A 20,486-nucleotide genomic window follows, 5' to 3' on the forward strand; every position below is an offset into this window, starting at 1 on the left:
CGTTACACCGCCTCGCCGGCGGCGCGGGCGCGGGCAAGCTTGCTCGCCTCCGCCGCCGGCAGCAGCCGGTAGCTTGCCCCGATCGCCGCGAGGGCGAGGGGCACGCTGGCGAGCAGCGCCAGCACGCCGGTCGCGAGGTCGCCGGTCAGCGTCGCGATCCGCCCGGCGCAATAGGGCCCGAGCGCGAGGCCGATCAGCGTCGTGCCGATGAAGAAGGCGGCGGTCGCGGTGCCGCGCATCCGGGGCAGCACCAGATCCTGCGTGGTCGCCGCAGCCGCGCCCAGGCCGCCGCAGATCAGGAACTGCGCGAGCGGCAGCATCACATAGGCGGTGGTGAGGTCGCGCGCGGTGAACAGCAGGACGAGCGGCGCGATCGGTGCGAGGCAGGCGAAGAGCAGCACATGCATGCGCCCCACCGGGCTGCGGGCGCGCAGGGCGTCGGAGATCCGCCCCGCGATCGTCACGCCGAGGAATCCCGCCAGCGCGACCGGCGCACCGACCCAGAAGCCGAGCGACCCCAGCTGCTCGGGCGGGATGTCGAAAGCGCGGCGGATGAAGCTCGGCGCGAACCCGGCCATCGCATAGGCGAGGAAGGTGTTGAGACCATAAGCCAGCACCACGCACAGAAAGGCCGGGGTGCCGACGATCAGCGCATAGGTGGGCGGGTCGCGCCGCTTGATCGCGGTCGCCCAACTGACCACGGCATAGACGCCGATCCCAACTGCGATCCACTGTGCGGGCGGCTCGCCAAGATGCACGAGCAGCGCGACCAGCCCGGCGACCAGCGCGAGGACGGCCAGGTTGCGCGCCAGTGCCGCTAGTCCCTGCCGCGCCGCGCCGATCAGCGTGAAGGGCGGCAGGATCGTCAGCAGTTCTTCGAAAAAGGCGCGGAACGGGGCAGGGTGGGGCGGGGTCGCCATGCCCTCGGAGAGTCCGCGCGGCGGCTCGCGCAGGGTGACTATCCAGGCGGCGACGAGCAGTCCGGGCACCCCGACCGCGAGGAACGCCGCCTGCCACCCGGCCAGCCCCAGCGGACCGCCGCCCGGATAGGCCTGGTTCCAGCGCTGGACGATCAGCGCGCCGAGGAACAGCGACAGCCCGCCGCCGAGATAGACGCCCGAGGAATAGAGCGCGAGCGCGGTGGCGCGCAGCCTTTTGGGAAACCAGTCGGAGATCAGCGAATAGGCGGCGGGCCCCGCGGTCGCCTCGCCGATGCCCACGCCCATCCGCGCCATCCCCAGCACCAGCCCGGTACGCGCAAAGCCCGAAAGCGCGGTCATGCTCGACCAGAGCGCGAGCCCGAGGGTCATCAGCCGCACGCGGTGCCAATTGTCCGCCAGCCGGCCCAGCGGGATGCCGAACAGTGCGTAGAACACCCCGAAGGCGGTGCCGTACAGAAAGCCGATATCCTGGTCGCGCAGTCCGAGGTCGCGCTTGATATCGTCGGCGAGGATGGCGACGATCTGGCGATCGACGAAGTTGAGGATATAGACGAGCAGCAGCAGCGACAGCACATACCACGCATAGGGGGTCGCCTTCGCCCCGTCGGGCGTTGGGGGCATGCTGGCCATATCCTCTCCTTCGGCGTTGTGCGTGCCGTTGCCAGTCAGGCTAGCAGAGCGTACCCGTTTTACGAAAGGATGATTTTCGCGATGGCCGAACCGGCATTCCTGTTCGTCTGCTTGGGCAATATCTGCCGCTCGCCGCTGGCCGAGGCGGCGTTCCGCGCGGCGGCGGAAGAGGCCGGCGTGGCGGTCGTCGCCGATTCGGCGGGGACCGGCGGCTGGCATGCCGGCGAGCAGCCGGATCGCCGCTCGATTGCAGTCGCGGCCAAGCATGGCATCGACATTACCGGCCAGCGCGCGCGCCAGGTGACGCGAGAGGATTTCGACCGGTTCGACCATATCCTCGCGCTCGATCCGCAGAATCTTGCGGACCTGCGCCGGATCGCGCCGAAGGGCGGTCGTGCCCGGCTGCGGCTGCTGCTCGATGCGGTGCCCGGCTGGGAAGGGCGCGCCGTCGACGATCCCTATTATGGCGGGCCGGAAGGCTTCGACCGCACCTGGGACGAGGTGCGCGCCGCGGCCGACCGGCTGGTAGAAGAGCTCGTACAAACGCGTTGAACAATCCGAAGGAGATGGAACCCATGGCATTCACCGGACGCGAACTTCGCTCGACGCTGAGCGAAGACGGCACGCTGCGCCTGTCGCTGGAGCAGGTGACCTATGACGCGCCTGCCGCGGACGAAGTGATCGTCCGCATCGAGGCGGCGCCGATCAATCCCAGCGACCTGGGGCTGCTGCTCGGACCGGCGCAGGTCGATACGCTGCAGCAGGACGGCGAGGCGCTGGTGTTCGAGGTGCCGAAGGGTCGATTGGGCAGCATGAAGGCGCGGCTCGGCCAGTCGCTGCCGGTGGGCAATGAAGGCGCCGGTACGGTGGTCGCCGCGGGGGCGGAGGCCGCCGCCCAGCTGATGGGCAAGCGGGTATCGGCGGTGGGCGGCGCGATGTTCGCCGATTACCGCGTGCTCAAGGCCCGCGACGTCGTCGAACTGCCCGAGGGCACCGCTGCGGCGGATGGTGCGGCGATCTTCGTCAATCCGCTCACCGCGCTCGGCTTCGTCGAGACAATGCGGCGCGACGGGCATAGCGCGATCGTCCACACCGCCGCCGCCTCCAACCTGGGGCAGATGCTGCAGAAGATCTGCCTCGCCGACGGGGTGCCGCTGGTCAACATCGTCCGCTCCGAGGAGCAGGCGGCGATCCTGCGCGACATCGGCGCGACCCATGTGGTGAACAGCCGCGACGAGGATTTCCGCGCCAAGCTGACCGATGCGGTTGCGGAGACCGGCGCGACGGTGGCGTTCGACGCGATCGGCGGCGGCACGCTGGGCAGCGACATCCTCCAGGCGATGGAAGCCGCGGCGGTGCGCAAGATGACCGAATATAGCCGTTATGGATCTGAACAGTTCAAGCAGCTCTATATCTACGGCGCGCTCGACATGGCGCCGACCACGCTCAACCGGCTGGCCTTCGGCTTCCAGTGGAGCGTCTCGGGCTGGCTGCTGACGCCGTTCCTGCGCCGGGCAGGCATGGAGACGCTGGGCGCGATGCGGCAGCGCATCCTCGCTGAGCTGACCACCACCTTCGCCAGCCGCTACACCCGCACCATCGGGCTGGCCGAAGCGCTGCATCCGGACGTGCTGCGCGCCTATGAGCGCAAGGCGACGGGCGAGAAGTTCCTGATCGATCCTGGACGGGGGTGAGTGGGGCGCCCCGTCCCATTTTGAGTTGGGCATTTCCGACAAATTGTGTCCAACGCATGTCGGAATGAACTTCCCCAACCTCCTGTCCTCTACAATGCACCTGGGTGGGCTCAACGCGGGACCGGCGGAGAACAGCCGCCACCCGATCGTGAGGGACGGAAATGCTGCATTGGTTGGAAGTTAAGGCGCCCATTCGGGAGAAGCTGAAGGTCGCCTTCGGTTCGATGATCGGGATCATGGTAGTTCTTGCTGTGCTCAACCTGGTGCTGCCGCACTGGGTGATGCTCGGGCTCAACGTGGTGGTGATCGCCACCGGCTTCATGCTCACCCGCATGTTCGCCCGCGTGATCGCCGATCCCTATGTCGCGACGGTGGTGCGGATGGAGGGTCTGGCCGCCGGCAACCTCGCCGCGCCGATCGCCTACACCGACTATGAGGATTGCGTCGGCCGCATCTCGCGCGGCATGCTCATCTTCCGCGATGCTGCCGTTGCGCAGCGTGAAGCTGCCGAGCAGCAGGCCGAAGTGGTGCGGGTGCTGGGCCAGTCGCTCGAGCGGCTCGCCAAGGGCGACCTGACCGCCGATGTGACGGCCGATTTCCCCGGCACCAACGCGGTGCTCAAGACCAATTTCAACGAGGCGCTCGCCGCGCTGCGCGAACTGGTGCGCTCGGTTGCGACGTCGGCCGAGACGATCAGCACCGGCTCTGCCCAGATCGCGGTCGCGTCCGAGGACCTGTCGCGCCGCACCGAGAGCGCGGCATCGAGCCTGCAGGAAACCGTCCAGTCGATCGGCGAGATGGACCAGCGGCTGCGCAGCACCGCCGGCAGCGCCACCCAGACCGTGGCACGCGCGGACGGCGCGATTGCCTCGGTCCAGGCGGGCCGCGACGTCGCCGACGAGGCCGTGTCGGCAATGAGCCGGGTGTCGGAAAGCGCCAAGGGCATCGACGACGTGATCGAGGGTCTCGACAAGATCGCCTTCCAGACGCGGGTTCTGGCAATGAACGCCGCTGTGGAAGCGGGGCGCGCCGGTGAAGCCGGGCGCGGCTTCGCGGTCGTCGCCGATCTCGTCTCGGCCCTCGCGATGCGCGCCGAAGAGGAAGCCGGCCGCGCCCGCGACCAGTTGACCACCACCCAGGCCGACGTCACCGCCGCGGTGGGCATGGTCCAGCGCGTCGACGATGCCTTTGCCGCGATCGCCACCGATGTCCGCGAAGTCCATGGCCTGCTCGGCAGCATGGCGACCGCCAACCAGGCCCAGGCCTCGTCGATCGGCGAGATCAGCACCGCGATCACGGTAATGGATCAGGCGACCCAGCAGAATGCGGCGATGGTCGAGGAAACCTCCGCCGCCGCCCGCAGCCTGAGCCGCGAGGTGGAGGCGCTGAAGCGTTCGGCCCAGACTTTCAATGTCGGCGAAGGGCACAATCCGCGGATGAGCCTGCCGCTGCAGCGCCCGAACCTGTCGAAGCGCGGCGGCACGGGCGGCCGTGCCGCACCGGCGCCTGCCCCCGCCATGGCGAACGGCGACTGGGCGTCGTTCTGACGACGCCCGCCCGGCTCAGCCCTCCATGCCCGCATGGGCGTGGAGGCGCTGGCGGGTCGACAGCAGCGTACCCACGGGCTTGGCGATCGGCGCGAACATGCCGAGGCCGAGCCGCTGGCCGGGCAGGTTGACGTACACCGCCTCGATGCCGCGGGCGCTATAGGCTTCGTGCCAGAAGCCGGCCCCTTGCGGGTCCTTTAGGAAATCGCGCCACCACACGCTGTGCGGCGCGCTGCGGGTGAAGGCCTCCAGGCTCGGCAGGTCGCGCCAATATTGGCGGAAGCCGACATGATTCCAGCCGAACAGCATCCCGTCCTCGGCGAGCAGGCCGTCGGGCGGGTTCTTCTTGATCTCGGCGAGTCCGCGGCCGATCCGCATCATCGCGGGGAGCGCACGCCAGCGGCGCAGCTTGAACCCCAGGATTACGACAATCAGTTCCGGATAGGCAGCGAGATCCACGGTCTCGCGGAGCGTGTTGGCTTGCATGGCGAGTCTCCTTGTTTACAATGTACACGATAAGCTCGGTTTACGGTGTAAACAAGATGGAAATTGCAGACGGACTGCGCGCGCGGCTGATCGACGCCGCAACGGCGCTGTTGGACGAACAAGGCGAGGCCGGGGTGACGCTGCGTGCGCTGGCCAAGGCGACCGGCGTATCGGCGATGGCGCCCTATCGGCATTTTGCCGACAAGGCGGCGCTGCTCGGCGCGGTGGCGGAGGCGGGGTTCGCCGCACTTGCAGCGGTGCTGGCGGAAGCGGATCGGGCGGAACCGGCCAAGGCGGCGCTGATCGCGCAAGGCATCGCCTATTTCCGCTTCGCCCAGGCGCATCCGGCGATGTTCCGGCTGATGTTCGGCGGCAATCCCGGCTGCACCGTCGCCCCCAAAGACTATGGCGAGGCCTTCGCGATCCTGTCGCGGCGGGTCGCCAGCCTTGCGGGCGGCGATCCTGGCCCGGCGACGCTCGCCGCCTGGGGCGTGGTGCACGGCCTGTCGACGCTGGCGCTCGACGGCAAGGTGCCGGCCGAGGACGGGGTGGTCGCCGCGGCGATGGCGCTGGTGGCGGACGGCGTCGCGGGCGCTCAGGCGCGCAGCGGATAGCGCTCGATCGCTTCGTAGCTCGCGCCCTCGCGTCCGAGATGGCTTTCGTAGAGGAGGAAGCTGTCGACCAGGAACGGCGCACTGGCGAGCCCGGCATGCGCCTCCAAGAAACGTTCGTTGGCGCCTGCCTGTGCGTTCATCCGGGCGAGGGTGATGTGCGGCAGATAGGCGCGGCGCTCGGGCGCCAGGCCGGCGCGCACCAGCGCCTGGTCGATCTTGTGATGGAGCTGGGTCACCGCCTCGTGCGGCCGCAGCCCTGACCAGAGCGCATTGGGCCGCCCGCGCGAGTCGAACTCGCCGACGCCGTCGATCGCCAACTCGAACGGCGCGAAGCGGACGGTACCCAGCGCGAGCGCGACGTCTTCCGCCATCGGCCGCTCGACTTCGCCGATATAGCGCAGGGTGCAGTGGAGCTGTTCGTCGCTCTGCCAGCGCGCGCCCGGCACGCCGCCGGCAAGGCCGAGCAACTGTGCGCGAATCGCGGAGGGCGGGCGGAAACCGACGAACAGACGATGCATCCCGTGCGTTCTAGCGGACCGGCTAGTTTGTTCAAAGCGCACGCAAAGTCGTCGCCGCTTGTGTATCGAAACGTTGCTGCGCCCGGTTTTGCTTGAAAACCCCTGTGGCGAAGCCGATATTCGAGCCATCCGGCATTGCGCCGGTCAAAGGAGTTTTTCGAATGGCTAACTGGTCCGATCCCCGCACGAGCGAGTCGCCCTTCGCGACCGCGAGTGCACGCGCCGCGGCGCATGACGCGGGGCTCCGGTCGTACATGCTGTCGGTCTACAACTACATGCTGTCCGGCGTGCTGCTGACCGGCATCGTCGCGCTGGCGTTCGGCAAGGTCGCCTCGCTGCAGGCGCTGCTGTTCCAGGTGGTGGAAACCGCCCGCGGCCTGTCGCTGCAGCCGACGCTGCTCGGCTGGGTGGTGATGATCTCGCCGCTGGCCATCGTCTTCGCGATGAGCTTCGGTCAGAACCGCATGTCCGAAGGCACGCTCAAGGCGCTGTTCTTCGCCTATGCCGGCCTGCTGGGCGCGTCGATCTCGACGATCTTTGTCACCTATACCGACATGTCGATCGCCCAGGTGTTCTTCGGCACCGCCGCCGGTTTCGGCGCGCTGAGCCTTTATGGCTACACCACCAAGAAGGATCTGTCGGGCTTCGGCACCTTCCTGATCATCGGTCTTGTGGGTCTGATCGTCGCGTCGATCGTCAATCTCTTCCTGCAGTCGGGCATGATGAGCCTGGTGATCAGCGCCATCGGCGTGCTGATCTTCGCCGGCCTGACCGCCTATGACACGCAGAAGATCAAGAGCATCTACGCCTATGTCGCGGGCACCCGCGAGCAGGGCAAGGTCGCGATCATGGGGGCGCTGAACCTCTATCTCGACTTCATCAACATGTTCCTGTTCCTGCTGCGCCTGTTCGGCAGCTCGCGCGACTGATCCCGCGCGGAACGTGAAGACAAAGGGGCCCGGTGGAGCGATCCGCCGGGCCTTTTGTTTTGCGCGCGCACCATCCGACGGAACGGGACTCCCGGCATGTCCGTTTAATCCGGGTAACGCTCAGGAGAGTGCAGCATGACCAACAATCCCCTCGACCCCGCGATGGACCGGATGTCGGTCGCTCCCGACCCCCGCGCCGATGACGATGCGGCCAAGGGCCCGGTGCATTCCGCCGACGCCGGCACCGATTCCTCGATTGAGGAGCGGCTCGCCCGCGATCCGGCGAGCAAGGAAGCCCGGCTCGACCGCGCGCTCGACGAGTCGATGGATGCGTCGGACCCGCCCGCCTCGACCCAGCCGGTGCACAATAACGAGATCCCGGAAAGCTCGGGGTACGATCCCAAGGCCGAAGCAAATCGCGCCGACGGCAAGGAAGGCGCGCCTAAGGAGGATCGGGGTCTGATCGACAAGGCCCTGCACAAGCTCGGCCTCGACTGAGGCAATAACGGATGGCCGCGTCTCCCGCGTCGGGCTGGCGCGCCAATCTGGTTCTCTATGCGGCGCTCGGCGCCAATATTGGGATCGCCGTCGCGAAGTTCGTCGCGGCGGCGATCACCGCGTCGTCCTCGATGCTCACCGAGGGCGTGCACAGCCTGGTCGACAGCCTCAACCAGATCCTGCTGCTCTACGGCCAGCGCCGCGCCAAGCGACCGCCCGATGCCGAACACCCCTTCGGCTATGGCCGCGAGCTCTATTTCTGGGCCTTCGTCGTCGCGATCCTGATCTTCGGGCTGGGCGCGGGCGTGTCGGTCTATGAAGGCTATCTCCACATCCTCGATCCGGAGCCGCTGCGCGATCCGCTGGTCAACTACATCGTGCTCGGCATCGCCACCGTAATGGAGGGCACCAGCTGGGTGATCGCGATCCGGGAGTTCCGCGCAAGCAAGGGCGATTGCGGCTGGTGGAAGGCGATCCGGGAATCGAAGGATCCCGCCGGCTTCATTGTGCTGTTCGAGGATTCGGCGGCGCTGGCCGGGCTGATCGTCGCGGGCGTGGGCGTCTGGGCGAGCCATGCCTGGAGCGATCCGCGGATCGACGGCATGGCCTCGATCGTGATCGGGCTGATCCTCGCGGCGGTGGCGACGCTGCTGGCGCGCGAGGCCAAGGGCCTGCTGATCGGCGAGCGGGCCAACCCGGACCTGATCGCCCAGGTCCGCGCGATGCTGGAGGCCGAACCGCGCATCACCGGGGTCAACCATGTCCGCACCATCCACACCGCCCCCGACCGCGTCTTCGTGGCGATCAGCGCCGATTTCGACGACAGCCTGGCGATGGGCGAGGCCGAAACGCTGATCGAGCGGATTGAAGCCAAGCTCAAGGCGGCGCTGCCCCAGCTCAGCTCGATCTACATCCGGCCCGAGAAGCGCGAGGATGCCGAAGTGGTGACTGCGGGCTAGTCGCCCAGCGCGCCCAGCAACTCGTGGGTGCGCAGCGGCTTTTCGAGGAGCGCGACATAGCCGGTCGCTTGCGCCTCCGCAGCCAGCGCCGGGCTGGGATAGCCGGTCATCAGCACTGCACGGCCGGTCCAGCCGCGCGCCTGGAGCGCCCGCAGCAGGGCGATCCCGTCGCCATCAGGCAGGCAATAATCTGCGACCAGATAGTCGGCGGTGAGCGACGCAGGATCGGCGAGCGAGGCCCCGGCCACGCTGTGCGCCCGCACCTGATATCCCTGGCCGTGGAGCAGCAGCTGGGTCGACCGACGCACGCCGTCATCGTCTTCGACGAGCAACACGCTAGGGCGTTCGGCGGGGAGCGGGGGTGTCATGAAGCGAGCCTGATCGCCTCGCCTGCCACGCCGCGTGGGCGGGGTCTCTACGCAAATGTCCTAGGGTTCGGGCGGTCCGATGCAACGCTCCGCTGGCCCAAGGGGCGGTTGCGGAGGGCATGGCGATGCGGCACCTTGCCAGGCGATGTTCTTTGACGAGAATCGCGTCTGGCCTCGGCCGGAACCGCCGCGGCCCGTGCCCCTGCCGCCAGGCCGCCGCGAGCGATTTCTGACCCGCATGCTGCTCGTCTATGCGCTGATCCTGCTGCTGCTGCCGGTCAGCGCAAGCGGGATCGCCGACCTGATCCGCTACCTGCTCGCGCTGCTCTGAGGCGCAGGTTCCCCTCCCGCTAGCGGGAGAGGGCGGGGGAAGGGGGGGCTCTCAGCCCAGCTCGTCGTCCTTGTACTTGATCTGCAGGAAGTTGCCGCGGGTGGCGAGCGCGTCGAGGTCGCCCTGGGCGAGCTGCGCGGTCATCTCGGCGATTTCCTCGTCGATCACCTGTAGGCCCTGGGCCAGCTGCTGGTCCGGCGTCATGCCGTTGCGCGGTACGGTGCGCAGCGGTTCGGGCACCAGGCCATAGCCCTTGACCAGTTCGGGCAGCTGCTCGCCGATCAGCTTGCGCACCTCGTTGGCGGCGGGGGAGGATTCGTCCAGCCGCGCGAGCTGGGGCGCCAGCGTCTCCAGCTTCACCCCGATCGAATCGACCAGCGTGCGGGCAGGCGCGGGCAGGGCCAGCCGCTGCGTCTCCAGCCAGCGTTCGGTGGTGGACGGCAGCGCCTTGAGCGGCACCTGCACCAGCTGCTCGACGCGGGGCGCGCTGGTGACCGGCAGCGAGGCGAAGACGAGCGTCGCAAGGATCAGCAGCATCATCACCGCCAGCGCCCCGAACATGCCGAGCGGCACGAACATGCCGATCGTGATCGCGGCGATGATGATGACCGCATCCGCCGCCGCGATCCGCCCCAACCGCGAAAGGATCTCCGCCTCGCGCCGCTTGCGGGTACGCGTGGCGAGCGCGCCTTCGGTGCGGGCGCGCGAGCGCTCGATCAGTTCCTCGCCGCGGGCGAGCAGGCGGTCCACGTCACTCGGCATCGCGGCTTACATCGCCTCCAGCTTGAAGCCGTCGCTGGGCCCGCCCAGCCGGTTCTGCTCGGCACCCTCGGCACGGGCGATATAGCCCTTCGACTTCTCGACTTCGTTCGACAGCGTGTTGACCGTCGCCTTCATGCTGTCGAGTGCCTTGAGCTTGAACGTGTCGATCGCGTCCATCGTGTCATAGATGTTCTGGAAGGCGCGCTGCAGCGTCTCGACGGGGATCGTCGCGCTCGCCGCCTGTTCGTGGATCGCCGCGGTCTGGCTCTTGAGCAGCTGGCCGGTCGAGTCGATCAGGTTGGCAGTGGTGGTGTTCAGCGCGGTGATCTGGTCGAGCACCAGCTTCTGGTTGTTGAGCGCCTGCGCGACGGTGACGGCAGTGCGCAGCGCCGAGACGGTGGTGGTCGAGGCGCGGTCGACGCCCTTGATCAGCTCGACATTGTTCTTCTTGACCAGATCGAGCGCCAGATAGCCCTGCACCGTCACCGCCATCTGGGTGAGCAGGTCCTGGGTGCGCTGGCGGACATAGAAGAGCGCGGTCTCGCGGATCGCCTTGGCCTTGGCGGGATCGGTGTGATCCAGCTCATTGGCCTTGTCCTCCAGCTTCTCGTCCATCGCCTTGGACAGATAGATCATCTGCTCCAGCCGGCCCATCGCGGCCCACAGGTTGGCGCGCTCGGTGGCGATCGCGGCATTGTCCTGCAGCAGCTCGTCCTTGCCGTTCGACAGGCTCTTGAGCACCGCGTTGATGTGGCTCTGCGAAGACTGGTATTTGCGGAAATAGTTGGTCAGTCCGCCGCCGCCGCCGAAAATCTTCGAAAGGAAGCCGTCCTTGCCGCCGATCAGCTTGCCGTTGCGCGAGGGATCGAGCTCTTCCACCGTCTTGCGCAGGGCCAGCAGGTCGGCGCCGACGCCGCCCTCGCTGCCCATTGCGCGCACCGGGCGGTCGAGGAAGCGGTTGGACTGGCCCGCGGCGTCGCGGATTTCCTTCTGCCCCATCGCTGCGATCGCATCGACGCGCTTGCCGAATTCGGGCGAGTTCACGTCCTGCGCGATCAGATCGTCGATGAAGCCGTCGACGCGCTTGTCGAGTTCGGACTTCTTGGTGTCTTCGACCGGCACCAGCCCGGCAGCCTTTTCGGGTGCTACGACGGGGACGGGATCCGGGGGCGTGAGCACCAGACCCTGTTCTGCGGTATCCGTCACAGTCGCCATCGTCACTCTCTCTCCAACTCCGTGGGTATAACCATGCAGGCGAAGCACGTATCCCGCAAGTGTGTCATGTAGATAGCACAGTTGGGAATGCAACTTGACGGGGAGCAGTCGTGCGGATTGTATTTGCACATAGCAATTGGAGCGGGTGGATGCAGCGGCGCGAGATGCTGGGCGCATTGGGTGCGACGCGGTTCGTGGCGGGCGGCGTGGCGAGTCCCGCGAGCGCGGCGCCGGAGATGAACCTGCCGCTGGAATTCGCCTATGAAGCCATCGTCACGCTTGGTGCCGGTACGCCGGTCGGCAAGACGCCATACGGCGTGCGCAACCGCATTCCGATCACCGGCGGGACCTTCGAAGGCCCGCGCATCCGTGGGACGGTGCTCGCCGGCGGTATGGACTGGCAGCTGGAGCGACCGGACCGGATGCTCGACATCCATGCCGATTACATGATGCAGGCCGAGGACGGCACGCTGATCCATGTGATCAACAAGGGGTTGATCAGCCATGATCCTGCGCGCCGTTATGTGCGGACGGTGCCGTGGTTCGAGGTGCCCGAGGGGCCGCATGCCTGGCTCAACCAGTCCGTGTTCACCGGCACGATCGGCGCGCCGCCGGAGGGGAAAGGCCCGGCGGTGCGGATTACGGTCTACCGGATCCTATAGCGGGAAATACGGGGGCCTTCCCGCGGCGCACCATTTCGGCTATGGGGCCGCCGGTACCCGCGCGCCCGCGCTAATCAGGAAATCGCATGAACCTCCGCAACGTGGCGATTATCGCCCACGTCGACCACGGCAAGACCACCCTCGTCGACCAGCTTTTCCGTCAGTCCGGCACCTTCCGCGACAACCAGCGCGTCGAAGAGCGGGCGATGGACTCGAACGACCTCGAGAAGGAGCGCGGAATCACGATTCTCGCCAAGCCGACCTCGGTCGACTGGACTCCGCCGGGTGCCGACGAGGCGATTCGCATCAACATCGTCGATACGCCTGGTCACGCCGATTTCGGCGGCGAGGTGGAGCGTATTCTGAGCATGGTCGACGGCGTCGTCCTGCTGGTCGATTCGTCGGAAGGCGCGATGCCGCAGACGAAGTTCGTGACCGGCAAGGCACTGGCGCTGGGCCTGAAGCCGATCGTCGTGGTCAACAAGGTCGACCGCAGCGACGCGCGCATCCAGGAAGTGCTGGACGAAGTGTTCGACCTGTTCGTGTCGCTCGACGCGAATGACGAGCAGCTCGATTTCCCGGTGCTCTATGCCTCGGGCCGCAACGGCTATGCCTCGACCGACATGGACGCGCGCGAAGGCACGCTGATCCCGATGTTCGAGACGATCGTCAGCCACGTGCCGGCGCCGAAGGTCGAAGTCGAGGACGTGCCCTTCACCTTCCTGGTGACGCTGCTCGACCGCGACAACTTCCTCGGCCGTATCCTCACCGGCCGCGTCAATTCGGGCACGGTGAAGCTCAACCAGCCGATCCACGCGCTGGATAACGACGGCAACATCATCGAGACCGGCCGCGCCTCGAAGATCCTGTCGTTCCGTGGCCTGGAGCGCGTGCCCGTGGAAGAGGCCAAGGCAGGCGACATCATCAGCCTCGCCGGTCTGGCCGTCGCCACCGTGTCGAACACGATCTGCGACCCGACGGTCACCGAGCCGCTGCACGCGCAGCCGATCGATCCGCCGACGCTGTCGATGCGCTTCGCCGTCAACGACTCGCCGATGGCGGGCCGCGAGGGCACCAAGGTGACGTCGCGCATGATCCGCGACCGCCTGTTCCGCGAAGCCGAGTCGAACGTCGCCGTAAAGGTGACCGAAGCCGCCGACCGCGACAGCTACGAAGTCGCCGGCCGCGGCGAGCTTCAGCTGGGCGTGCTGATCGAGACGATGCGCCGCGAAGGCTTCGAGCTGGGCATCAGCCGCCCGCGCGTGCTGTTCGGCGAGGACGAGAACGGCAACAAGACCGAGCCGTACGAAACCGTCATCATCGACGTGGACGAGGAATATTCGGGCACGGTCGTCGAGAAGATGAACCTGCGCAAGGCCGAGATGACGGACATGCGTCCCTCGGGCGGCGGCAAGACCCGCATCACCTTCTCCGCGCCGTCGCGCGGCATGATCGGCTATCACGGCGAGTTCCTGTCGGACACGCGCGGTACCGGCATCATGAACCGGCTGTTCGAGAAGTACGGCCCCCACAAGGGCAAGATCGAAGGCCGCAAGAACGGCGTGCTGATCTCGAACGGTGCAGGCGAAGCCCAGGGCTATGCGCTGGGTCCGCTCGAAGAGCGCGGCGTGCTGTTCGTCGGCCATGGTGAGGCCCTGTACGAAGGCATGATCATCGGCGAGAACGCCAAGACGGAAGACCTCGAGGTCAATCCGATGAAGGCGAAGCAGCTGACCAACTTCCGCGCTTCGGGCGGCAAGGACGACGCGATCCGCCTGACCCCGCCGAAGAAGATGACGCTGGAACAGGCCATTGCGTACATCGACGACGACGAGATGGTGGAAGTGACGCCCAAGACGATCCGTCTGCGTAAGCGCTACCTCGACCCGAACGAGCGCAAGCGCGCCAGCCGTGCGAAGGCCGCGGACTGATCCTTCGCGCGATCGTGAAGAAAGGGCCCCTGCCGGTAACGGCGGGGGCTTTTTCGTTGGGCGGCATTCCTTACCAGAGCATTTCCTCTCCCGCGAAGCGGGAGAGCGGGACCGCGCCGCGCCAGCGGCGTGGTGGAGGGGGCATGCCCGGCGCCCCCTCCGCCACCGCCTGCGGCGCCATCCCCAGCCCGCACCAGCCGTTGACGCCCGCAAAGGCCAGCATGAACCCGAAGAACCCGGCCGCGTAGAAACCCGGCACGAACCTCGCCAGTCCGGCCAGCGTGCCGGCCAGCACCAGCAGTCCGACGATCATCTGCACCTGGCCGAAGATCGAGACCCGCGGCGCACCAATGCCCGCCACCGGCAGCCCGGCGGCGGCCCAGGCCTCGATCCCGCCTTGAAGGTTGCGCACCCGGTCGCCCAGGCGGCGCGCGGCGAGCGCGCAGGCCGACGCACAGATCGCGCTGGGCGGCGACGACGCGATCGATGCGCTGGAGGCGGATCCGGAGGAGCATTTCATTCGGCTGGGCGAGGATGCGCTGCCCTATAGCGGTGTCATCGAGTTTCCTGGGCAGTCGGAGGACGCGGAGGGCTGGGGCGGCTACGGGAGCAGGGTAGCGAGGAGGGGGTAGTGGGGCGGCAACTCGCGCCAAAAGCCTGTCGCTTATGGTGCGAAACGGTCCCCAGCACCGAGCATGGGCCGTGGGGCTTGGCCGGAGTAGCTGTCCAACATCCGGATGCAATGTGGCGAGGCTTCAACGTGGTAGTTTCAAATTTCCGTCAGCGCTTCCAGGTTGGGGCTGAAGGATGCATGCTGCCCCTCAGGTCGCGGCGCTGCACCCAAGTAATCTCGGTGGCGAAGGTGGCGGCCCAGCCTCGATCCCAAGCGGCACGCAGCATCGGGCACGTGGATCGAACCTGGCGTGGCCAGGACGTGCTGCAGATGCGGTCGGGCGGCGTCGCCGATCGCATCGTGCGTAGCTCAACGGTCCAGACTATTGTAAAGCCGACCCAGGCCTAAACAAGCTTCACGATGCGCGGCGGCAGTCCGGCTCTGCCAGGCAGTTTATGTCCAACGGCTTCCGCGATGCCGACGGCGTTTATTTTAAGCTGCAGCCCATGTCGCTGCGTCTCGAAACGATTGGCTCCCGGATCAACACCGCGTCCTTCGCCATTGAGATGCCCCTGTCGTTCGCCAGCACGCCGCTGGCGGCGCGGATCGGCTTCGGTCACGCGCAGGTGCGAAACCGTGTCGAGCTGAGCTGTCTAGGATTCGAAGCATATGCCCATCCGCCTTCGAACAAAAGGAAGACCCATGTTTGCGTTCCTCGCCTATTCCGCTGCCGCCGTAGCCGCCCCCGCGGCCGCGCAGCAGGCCCAGGTCCTTACCGTCGCCACGCCGGCCCAACTGGCCAACGCGCTCGTCCAGGCGACAAGTGGCACCATCATCAAGCTGGCGCCAGGCAACTATGGGGAGCTTACCCTCAACGATCGGGTGTTCACCGCGCCGGTGACGATCACCAGCGAAAATCCCAGCAGGCAGGCGCTGTTTAGCCGGGTGAACCTCAACCGCTCGGTCAACGTCACCTTCTCCAAAGTAGAAATTTCATCGGTCGTGGCTGCGGACGACTTCATGGTCCGCGTCGCCGACGGGTCGAAGATCACGTTCGATACCGTCTACATCCATGGCCTTATCGACGGCGCGGTCAAGAAAGACGGTAGTGCGATCAGCGTCGCGCGGAGCAACAGCTTCACCTTATCGAATTCCAGGCTATTCGAGATCGCGGCCGGCATCCGGGTGCGCCAGAGCAAGAACGTCGTTATCAACGACAACGACATCAGCATGATCGGTATCGATGCCGTGGAGATCCCCGGCACCAATGGGGTGTTGATCGCGCGCAACAAGATTTCCAAGTTCCGCACCACCGACCCTTATCATCCCGACGCGGTGCAGTGCTGGACGACTGGTGAGACCAGCGGCTGCAAGAACATAAAGATCGTCGACAATCAGATATTGGGGGACTTCAACACTACCAGCACCGCATATCACTATCCGCAGGGCATCTTCTTCGGGGACGAGACCAAGGTCGGCGGATATGAGAACATCGAGATCACCGGCAATCTGTTGGTCTGCCCCAATTGGCACGCGATCACCATCGGCAGCGCGCGCGGCACGATCATCCGGAACAACCGCATCTCAGCATGTGCCGGCGTGACGCCCTGGATTCGCGTGAACGATCCCACCATCGTGATCCAGGGCAACATCGCGCCGAGCTATTACATCAACAGCGACAAGCCCTCCCGACCGGCGGGGAATGACATTGGCAGTGCCGCTGCGAAGTGATGCCGTACGCCGAGGGGCGGCCTGGACTCGGGTGTTGTTCTCTTTTTGCTTCGAACATGCGAGGCGCGAGGGGCGAGCGAACTTCCATGCATGGTGCGTGGTGGATGAAGCACAGGAGCGTGCCAAAGCCGGGGCGCTGCCGCCATCGGCCGCGCTCCGGCTGGCGCTCGCCTACCTGCACCCGTTCGGCGCAGCGCGGGCATGGATCGAGGCGTTCTGGATAGCTGCCGCTCGCACAAACGGGCTAGGGTGCTGAAGGCTTCGGCCACAGCCAGCAGATGACGGCTGCGGCGAACGCGATCACACGCCAGGTGTGTGTCGAACGCTCGACATAAGCGTATTACTGGGGCCGTCTGAGGAAAAGCAGCCTGTCCGTTCTCGCCCAGTTGCGGACGTTCACCGAGCCGCCAGTCGGTCAACGAACGCCGTAGCCTCGCGCAACTCCTCGGTATCATTGGCGTCTCTAAGCATAGGTCTAAGATGATAGGCTAACAGATCGGCGTCGCGGCCATTTCGATCCTTCGTTTCGTCGAGGATCCCGATCAAACTCCCGAGGCCGAGGCGATGCGCGAAGAGCCGGTATGCTCGATCGTGGGCATGAGAAGGCCCAGCGAGATAGTGTTTAGCCAAGCGGCGATAGTCGCCCCTCCTCAACGATATATGTTCGAGTAGGATGATGCCCTCTCCGCCAGACGGATAGTGCTGTAGCAGCCAATCTGCTGCCGTTTCCGACTGCATCCTTCTTAGCTCAGCCGCGTGGGCACGCATGATCTCATTCATACGGTAAACCTATCATCGGAATGTCCGCTTCCCACCACAAGCAGCCGGCCGCCCGTAACGCGGCGAGAATGGCCGCGCCCGCCGGAGACGCTTCCGCTCGTCGGCGCGGCATGGTCTAAGGGGCGCGTCCTGCCGGAGGGTGTATCATGTTGCTGGCCGCGTTGTTGATGGGCCTTTCGCCCCAGACCCAGGTGGCCGCGCCTGCTGCCACCGCGACGCTGGACGCGCCCCAGAAGGCGGCGGACGGATCGCAGCGCTGGTCGGTGCTGGCAGACCCCTGCGCCTCCGCCCAGACCGGGGGCGATCAGATCGTTGTGTGCGGCAAGGGCGTCGATGCGCCGCGCCTGCCGCTGCCCGAGGAGCGCGGGCCGCCCGATCGGCCGATGCCGAGCAATCCGGATCGCACCGGCATCGGCGCGCTCAACGCGGTATCGACACCCTGCGCGGCGCGGGTCGGCGGCTGCCAGGTCGGCGTCGACATCTTCGGCGCGGCAACCACCCTCGTCCGCGGCGTCGGCAAGGTGATCAGCCCGGGCAGCTGCTGCGAAGAGCCGGGCGAATCGACCAATTTCTTCAAGCTGGTCGGCGATGCCGGCAAGGGCGTCGGACGCGCCTTCAAGAAGAAGCCCGACAAGTCCAACCGCGTGCCGATCGACCTCAGCGACCCGGTGCCGTTCCGCTCATCTCCAGCAGCACCGCCCACTCCTCCGGCCGCACCGGAGTCACCGACAGGCGCGACTGGCGCACCATCTCGAGGTCCTTGAGCCGCGGCTCCGCCTTGATCTCGGGCAGCGGCACCGGCTTGGCCAGCGGGCGCAGCGCCTTCACTTCCACGCTCGCCCATTTGCCGTCGTCGCCGTCGGGCTGCCAGGCGCGGGTGATCTCCATGATGCCGACCGCGGCCTTCTGGAGGTTGGAATGGTAGAAGATCGCCTGGTCGCCGGGGACCATGTCTTTCAGGAAATTGCGGGCGGTATAGTTGCGCACGCCGTTCCATTCGGTGCTGCCGTCGCGCACCAGGTCATCCCAGCCATAGACATCGGGTTCGGAGCGAAGGATCCAGTAGGCCATGCCGCCCGTTACCCAGCTAAACCGCGGCTGAACAGCCGGTTCCGCACCGATTAAGCCGCGATTGCCTATCCAGGGTCATCGGCGCCGAGCGACTCGCGGGCGCCCTGAGGTGAGGAGCGAGTGACATGAACCATCTGGCGAAGAAGCTGGTGCTCGGCATCGCGACGGGCGCGAGCCTGCTGGCCGCAGCGGCGCCCGCGCAGGCGCAGGATTGGCGCTGGCGGCGGCATTACTACCATGATCGCGGCGGCGACGTTGCCGGTGCGGCGCTGGTGGCGGGTATCGCGGGCATCGCGATCGGCGCGGCGATCTCCAACGACCATCGCTATGATTACGACCGGCGTTTCTACCGCGAGCGCGGCTATTACCCGACCGACGGCTATTGGTATCGGGACAATTATCCCCGCTATCGCTACTATGAATATTGCAACGTGCGGCGGACCTGGGATCCCTATCTCGGCCGACCGGTCCTGGTCCGGTACTGCGATTGACCGGATCGACGCGCGACCATCTCTAGAGATGGGTCGCGCGCCGCTGCGCGCCGGCTAGAGTGGCGGCATGGCAACTACCGACTCGCTCGATCCGGCCGATCCCTATGCGCGATCCGCCCAGACCTTCCCGGTCCTGACCGCCGAGATGATCGCGCGGGTCGCGGCCTTCGGCACCGAGGAAGCGGTGCCCGAGGGCAGCATGCTGTATCGCCGCGGCGATCATAGCGTCGATTTCTTCCTCTGCCTCGCCGGCGGCATCGCGATCGTCGATACCGACAGCGAGGGCGAGGACCATGTCTTCCACGTCCACGAGGCCGGCCAGTTCACCGGCGAGCTCGACCTGTTCAACGACCGCAAGATCCTGGTGAGCGCCCGCGCGCTGCCCGGCACGCGGGTGGTGCGGATCGAGCGCGCGGCCTTCCGCCGGATGATGGCGGCCGAGCCCGATATCGGCGAGATCGTGATGCGCGCCTTCATCCTGCGCCGCGTCGGGCTGCTCCGCCACAGCGATGCGGGCGTGGCGCTGGCCGGGCCGGGACACGGCGCCGACATGGGGCGGATCGAAACCTTCCTCACCCGCAACGCGATGCCGCACCGGCGGATCGATACCGACACCGATCCCGATGCGGCCGGCTTCCTCGAATGCCTGGCGCTGACCGAGGCGGACCTGCCGGTGGTGGTGCTGGAGGGCCGCGTGCTGCGCAACCCGAGCAATGCCGCGCTGGCCGATGCACTGGGGCTGGCGACGTCGCTCGACTCCGGCCATGTGCACGACGTCGCGGTGGTGGGTGCCGGGCCTGCGGGACTGGCGGCGGCGGTCTATGCCGCGTCCGAAGGCCTGAATGCGATCGTGATCGAAGCGGTCGCGCCGGGCGGCCAGGCTGGGACCAGCTCCAAGATCGAAAATTACCTCGGCTTCCCCACCGGCATTTCCGGCCAGGCGCTGGCCGGCCGCGCGCAGGTGCAGGCGCAGAAGTTCGGTGCGCGGCTGCTTGTCTCGCGCTCGGTGGTGCGGATCGAATGCGAGGAGCGGCCGCTGCGGCTCCACCTTGACGACGGCGCGACGCTGCAGGCCCGCGCGGTGGTGGTCGCCACCGGCGCGCGCTACCGCAAGCTCGACCTGCCGCGCTATGCCGAGCTGGAGGGCAACGGCATCTATTACGCGGCCACGGCGATGGAGGCCGGGCTGTGCGCCGGCTCCGAAGTGGTGGTGGTCGGCGGCGGCAATTCGGCAGGGCAGGCGGCGGTGTTCCTCGCCCGCCACGCCGCGCATGTTCATGTGCTGGTGCGCGGGCCGGGGCTGGCGGCGACGATGTCGCGCTACCTGATCGATCGGATCGAGGCCTCGGACCGGATCACGCTTCACCCCTTCACCGAAGTCACCGCGCTGGAGGGCGAGCGGTCGCTGACCGGGCTGGAGTGGACCGACCGAAAGACAGGGGCCGTGGAGCACCGCCAGGTTGGCGCGCTGTTCGTGATGATCGGCGCGGTGCCGAACACAAGCTGGCTGGAAGGCTGTGTCGATCTCGATGCGCGCGGCTTCGTGCAGACCGGCAGCGGCGAGACCTTCTTCTGCTCGACCGCGCCCGGGGTGTTCGCGGTGGGCGATGTGCGGGCGGGATCGGTCAAGCGCGTCGCCTCGGGGGTGGGCGAGGGGTCCGTGGTGGTCTCCGCCATCCACCGCTATCTTGAACCCGCGGCCGAATGACGGCATG

The 20,486-nt window shown here is 66.9% G+C and carries 24 protein-coding genes; 15 read left to right on the forward strand and 9 right to left on the reverse strand.

The window, feature by feature from the left end:
* Positions 1–2 precede the first annotated feature (2 nt).
* Positions 3–1,571: an MFS transporter gene (locus ACTJKY_RS04850; protein WP_440844556.1), complete on the reverse strand. Its 1,569-nt coding sequence runs from the start codon at positions 1,569–1,571 to the stop codon at positions 3–5.
* A gap of 81 nt (positions 1,572–1,652) precedes the next feature.
* On the opposite strand from ACTJKY_RS04850, the gene ACTJKY_RS04855 reads away from it, so the two are divergent.
* The 3 genes from ACTJKY_RS04855 (at position 1,653) to ACTJKY_RS04865 (ending at position 4,812) form a co-directional block, all read left to right on the forward strand.
* Positions 1,653–2,123, forward strand: a complete 471-nt coding sequence (locus ACTJKY_RS04855; RefSeq protein WP_440844557.1) for a low molecular weight protein-tyrosine-phosphatase — start codon at positions 1,653–1,655, stop codon at positions 2,121–2,123.
* A gap of 23 nt (positions 2,124–2,146) precedes the next feature.
* A complete protein-coding gene (locus ACTJKY_RS04860) occupies positions 2,147–3,265 on the forward strand; it encodes a zinc-binding dehydrogenase (RefSeq protein ID WP_440844558.1) in 1,119 nt (372 codons plus the stop codon).
* 236 nt (positions 3,266–3,501) lie between these two features.
* Complete coding sequence (locus ACTJKY_RS04865; protein ID WP_440844559.1) at positions 3,502–4,812, forward strand: methyl-accepting chemotaxis protein; 1,311 nt, start codon at positions 3,502–3,504, stop codon at positions 4,810–4,812.
* A 15-nt stretch (positions 4,813–4,827) separates the two neighbouring features.
* On the opposite strand, the gene ACTJKY_RS04870 is transcribed toward ACTJKY_RS04865, so the two are convergent.
* Positions 4,828–5,298, reverse strand: coding sequence for a monooxygenase family protein (locus ACTJKY_RS04870; RefSeq protein ID WP_440844560.1), 471 nt, complete (start codon positions 5,296–5,298; stop codon positions 4,828–4,830).
* A 56-nt stretch (positions 5,299–5,354) separates the two neighbouring features.
* On the opposite strand from ACTJKY_RS04870, the gene ACTJKY_RS04875 reads away from it, so the two are divergent.
* Positions 5,355–5,912 (forward strand): TetR/AcrR family transcriptional regulator, encoded by a 558-nt coding sequence (locus ACTJKY_RS04875; RefSeq protein ID WP_440844562.1) that lies wholly within the window; start codon positions 5,355–5,357, stop codon positions 5,910–5,912.
* Here the strand turns inward: ACTJKY_RS04875 and thpR are convergent.
* Entirely contained in the window at positions 5,894–6,430 is a 537-nt protein-coding gene (thpR, locus tag ACTJKY_RS04880; RefSeq protein ID WP_440844563.1) for an RNA 2',3'-cyclic phosphodiesterase, read from the reverse strand. The two genes, ACTJKY_RS04875 and thpR, sit on opposite strands and share 19 nt — an antisense overlap.
* 161 nt (positions 6,431–6,591) lie before the next feature.
* On the opposite strand from thpR, the gene ACTJKY_RS04885 reads away from it, so the two are divergent.
* The 3 genes from ACTJKY_RS04885 (at position 6,592) to ACTJKY_RS04895 (ending at position 8,816) form a co-directional block, all read left to right on the forward strand.
* Positions 6,592–7,359 carry a Bax inhibitor-1/YccA family protein gene (locus ACTJKY_RS04885; RefSeq protein WP_440844565.1) on the forward strand — a complete coding sequence of 256 codons (768 nt, stop codon included), beginning with the start codon at positions 6,592–6,594 and terminating at the stop codon, positions 7,357–7,359.
* A gap of 135 nt (positions 7,360–7,494) precedes the next feature.
* Entirely contained in the window at positions 7,495–7,857 is a 363-nt protein-coding gene (locus ACTJKY_RS04890; protein WP_440844567.1) for a hypothetical protein, read from the forward strand.
* An 11-nt stretch (positions 7,858–7,868) separates the two neighbouring features.
* A complete protein-coding gene (locus ACTJKY_RS04895) occupies positions 7,869–8,816 on the forward strand; it encodes a cation diffusion facilitator family transporter (protein WP_440844568.1) in 948 nt (315 codons plus the stop codon).
* On the opposite strand, the gene ACTJKY_RS04900 is transcribed toward ACTJKY_RS04895, so the two are convergent.
* Positions 8,813–9,184 (reverse strand): response regulator, encoded by a 372-nt coding sequence (locus ACTJKY_RS04900; RefSeq protein ID WP_440844569.1) that lies wholly within the window; start codon positions 9,182–9,184, stop codon positions 8,813–8,815. The two genes, ACTJKY_RS04895 and ACTJKY_RS04900, sit on opposite strands and share 4 nt — an antisense overlap.
* A gap of 196 nt (positions 9,185–9,380) precedes the next feature.
* Here ACTJKY_RS04900 and ACTJKY_RS04905 point away from each other — a divergent pair, with 196 nt between their 5' ends.
* A complete protein-coding gene (locus ACTJKY_RS04905) occupies positions 9,381–9,515 on the forward strand; it encodes a hypothetical protein (RefSeq protein ID WP_440844570.1) in 135 nt (44 codons plus the stop codon).
* A gap of 51 nt (positions 9,516–9,566) precedes the next feature.
* Here the strand turns inward: ACTJKY_RS04905 and ACTJKY_RS04910 are convergent, their stop codons facing one another.
* The gene (locus tag ACTJKY_RS04910; RefSeq protein ID WP_440844571.1) at positions 9,567–10,277 is read right to left on the reverse strand and encodes a hypothetical protein; all 711 of its coding nucleotides are present in this window, start codon (positions 10,275–10,277) and stop codon (positions 9,567–9,569) included.
* A 6-nt stretch (positions 10,278–10,283) separates the two neighbouring features.
* Positions 10,284–11,492 carry a toxic anion resistance protein gene (locus ACTJKY_RS04915; RefSeq protein WP_440844572.1) on the reverse strand — a complete coding sequence of 403 codons (1,209 nt, stop codon included), beginning with the start codon at positions 11,490–11,492 and terminating at the stop codon, positions 10,284–10,286.
* Positions 11,493–11,641: 149 nt separating this feature from the next.
* Here ACTJKY_RS04915 and ACTJKY_RS04920 point away from each other — a divergent pair, with 149 nt between their 5' ends.
* Together ACTJKY_RS04920 and typA are read left to right on the forward strand one after the other, a co-directional pair.
* Positions 11,642–12,154, forward strand: a complete 513-nt coding sequence (locus ACTJKY_RS04920; protein ID WP_440844573.1) for a DUF3237 domain-containing protein — start codon at positions 11,642–11,644, stop codon at positions 12,152–12,154.
* An 86-nt stretch (positions 12,155–12,240) separates the two neighbouring features.
* A complete protein-coding gene (gene typA / locus ACTJKY_RS04925) occupies positions 12,241–14,085 on the forward strand; it encodes a translational GTPase TypA (protein ID WP_440844574.1) in 1,845 nt (614 codons plus the stop codon).
* A 70-nt stretch (positions 14,086–14,155) separates the two neighbouring features.
* On the opposite strand, the gene ACTJKY_RS04930 is transcribed toward typA, so the two are convergent.
* Positions 14,156–14,497, reverse strand: coding sequence for a hypothetical protein (locus tag ACTJKY_RS04930; protein WP_440844575.1), 342 nt, complete (start codon positions 14,495–14,497; stop codon positions 14,156–14,158).
* Between ACTJKY_RS04930 and ACTJKY_RS04935 the strand changes: the two genes are divergently transcribed.
* Positions 14,490–14,717 (forward strand): hypothetical protein, encoded by a 228-nt coding sequence (locus ACTJKY_RS04935; protein ID WP_440844576.1) that lies wholly within the window; start codon positions 14,490–14,492, stop codon positions 14,715–14,717. The two genes, ACTJKY_RS04930 and ACTJKY_RS04935, sit on opposite strands and share 8 nt — an antisense overlap.
* Before the next feature lie 385 nt (positions 14,718–15,102).
* On the opposite strand, the gene ACTJKY_RS04940 is transcribed toward ACTJKY_RS04935, so the two are convergent.
* A complete protein-coding gene (locus ACTJKY_RS04940) occupies positions 15,103–15,318 on the reverse strand; it encodes a hypothetical protein (protein WP_440844577.1) in 216 nt (71 codons plus the stop codon).
* An 82-nt stretch (positions 15,319–15,400) separates the two neighbouring features.
* Here ACTJKY_RS04940 and ACTJKY_RS04945 point away from each other — a divergent pair, with 82 nt between their 5' ends.
* A complete protein-coding gene (locus ACTJKY_RS04945; RefSeq protein WP_440844579.1) occupies positions 15,401–16,429 on the forward strand; it encodes a right-handed parallel beta-helix repeat-containing protein in 1,029 nt (342 codons plus the stop codon).
* A 947-nt stretch (positions 16,430–17,376) separates the two neighbouring features.
* Positions 17,377–17,973 carry a hypothetical protein gene (locus ACTJKY_RS04950; RefSeq protein WP_440844580.1) on the forward strand — a complete coding sequence of 199 codons (597 nt, stop codon included), beginning with the start codon at positions 17,377–17,379 and terminating at the stop codon, positions 17,971–17,973.
* Here ACTJKY_RS04950 and ACTJKY_RS04955 read toward each other — a convergent pair.
* Positions 17,867–18,280, reverse strand: a complete 414-nt coding sequence (locus ACTJKY_RS04955; protein ID WP_440844581.1) for an EVE domain-containing protein — start codon at positions 18,278–18,280, stop codon at positions 17,867–17,869. The genes ACTJKY_RS04950 and ACTJKY_RS04955 overlap by 107 nt on opposite strands.
* A 125-nt stretch (positions 18,281–18,405) precedes the next feature.
* Between ACTJKY_RS04955 and ACTJKY_RS04960 the strand changes: the two genes are divergently transcribed.
* Both ACTJKY_RS04960 and ACTJKY_RS04965 read left to right on the forward strand, forming a co-directional pair.
* Positions 18,406–18,771, forward strand: a complete 366-nt coding sequence (locus ACTJKY_RS04960) for a hypothetical protein (protein WP_440844582.1) — start codon at positions 18,406–18,408, stop codon at positions 18,769–18,771.
* A gap of 67 nt (positions 18,772–18,838) precedes the next feature.
* Positions 18,839–20,479, forward strand: coding sequence for an FAD-dependent oxidoreductase (locus ACTJKY_RS04965; RefSeq protein ID WP_440844583.1), 1,641 nt, complete (start codon positions 18,839–18,841; stop codon positions 20,477–20,479).
* Positions 20,480–20,486: the final 7 nt, after the last annotated feature.

Origin of the sequence: Sphingomonas sp. 22176, from assembly GCF_052045505.1 — a bacterium.
In the GTDB taxonomy this organism is placed as follows: Bacteria; Pseudomonadota; Alphaproteobacteria; order Sphingomonadales; family Sphingomonadaceae; genus Sphingomonas.

Excerpts from the sequence above, each read along its gene's own strand:
- ACTJKY_RS04860 (WP_440844558.1), top strand. The coding sequence starts at position 2,147 with ATGGCATTCACCGGACGCGAACTTCGCTCGACGCTGAGCGAAGACGGC.
- ACTJKY_RS04945 (WP_440844579.1), top strand. The coding sequence starts at position 15,401 with ATGTTTGCGTTCCTCGCCTATTCCGCTGCCGCCGTAGCCGCCCCCGCG.
- ACTJKY_RS04855 (WP_440844557.1), top strand. The coding sequence starts at position 1,653 with ATGGCCGAACCGGCATTCCTGTTCGTCTGCTTGGGCAATATCTGCCGC.
- thpR (WP_440844563.1), bottom strand. The coding sequence starts at position 6,430 with ATGCATCGTCTGTTCGTCGGTTTCCGCCCGCCCTCCGCGATTCGCGCA.
- ACTJKY_RS04915 (WP_440844572.1), bottom strand. The coding sequence starts at position 11,492 with ATGGCGACTGTGACGGATACCGCAGAACAGGGTCTGGTGCTCACGCCC.
- ACTJKY_RS04965 (WP_440844583.1), top strand. The coding sequence starts at position 18,839 with ATGGCAACTACCGACTCGCTCGATCCGGCCGATCCCTATGCGCGATCC.
- ACTJKY_RS04870 (WP_440844560.1), bottom strand. The coding sequence starts at position 5,298 with ATGCAAGCCAACACGCTCCGCGAGACCGTGGATCTCGCTGCCTATCCG.
- ACTJKY_RS04885 (WP_440844565.1), top strand. The coding sequence starts at position 6,592 with ATGGCTAACTGGTCCGATCCCCGCACGAGCGAGTCGCCCTTCGCGACC.
- ACTJKY_RS04890 (WP_440844567.1), top strand. The coding sequence starts at position 7,495 with ATGACCAACAATCCCCTCGACCCCGCGATGGACCGGATGTCGGTCGCT.
- typA (WP_440844574.1), top strand. The coding sequence starts at position 12,241 with ATGAACCTCCGCAACGTGGCGATTATCGCCCACGTCGACCACGGCAAG.
- ACTJKY_RS04960 (WP_440844582.1), top strand. The coding sequence starts at position 18,406 with ATGAACCATCTGGCGAAGAAGCTGGTGCTCGGCATCGCGACGGGCGCG.
- ACTJKY_RS04895 (WP_440844568.1), top strand. The coding sequence starts at position 7,869 with ATGGCCGCGTCTCCCGCGTCGGGCTGGCGCGCCAATCTGGTTCTCTAT.
- ACTJKY_RS04850 (WP_440844556.1), bottom strand. The coding sequence starts at position 1,571 with ATGGCCAGCATGCCCCCAACGCCCGACGGGGCGAAGGCGACCCCCTAT.
- ACTJKY_RS04955 (WP_440844581.1), bottom strand. The coding sequence starts at position 18,280 with ATGGCCTACTGGATCCTTCGCTCCGAACCCGATGTCTATGGCTGGGAT.
- ACTJKY_RS04910 (WP_440844571.1), bottom strand. The coding sequence starts at position 10,277 with ATGCCGAGTGACGTGGACCGCCTGCTCGCCCGCGGCGAGGAACTGATC.
- ACTJKY_RS04865 (WP_440844559.1), top strand. The coding sequence starts at position 3,502 with ATGGTAGTTCTTGCTGTGCTCAACCTGGTGCTGCCGCACTGGGTGATG.
- ACTJKY_RS04950 (WP_440844580.1), top strand. The coding sequence starts at position 17,377 with ATGGGCCTTTCGCCCCAGACCCAGGTGGCCGCGCCTGCTGCCACCGCG.
- ACTJKY_RS04920 (WP_440844573.1), top strand. The coding sequence starts at position 11,642 with ATGCAGCGGCGCGAGATGCTGGGCGCATTGGGTGCGACGCGGTTCGTG.
- ACTJKY_RS04875 (WP_440844562.1), top strand. The coding sequence starts at position 5,355 with ATGGAAATTGCAGACGGACTGCGCGCGCGGCTGATCGACGCCGCAACG.
- ACTJKY_RS04900 (WP_440844569.1), bottom strand. The coding sequence starts at position 9,184 with ATGACACCCCCGCTCCCCGCCGAACGCCCTAGCGTGTTGCTCGTCGAA.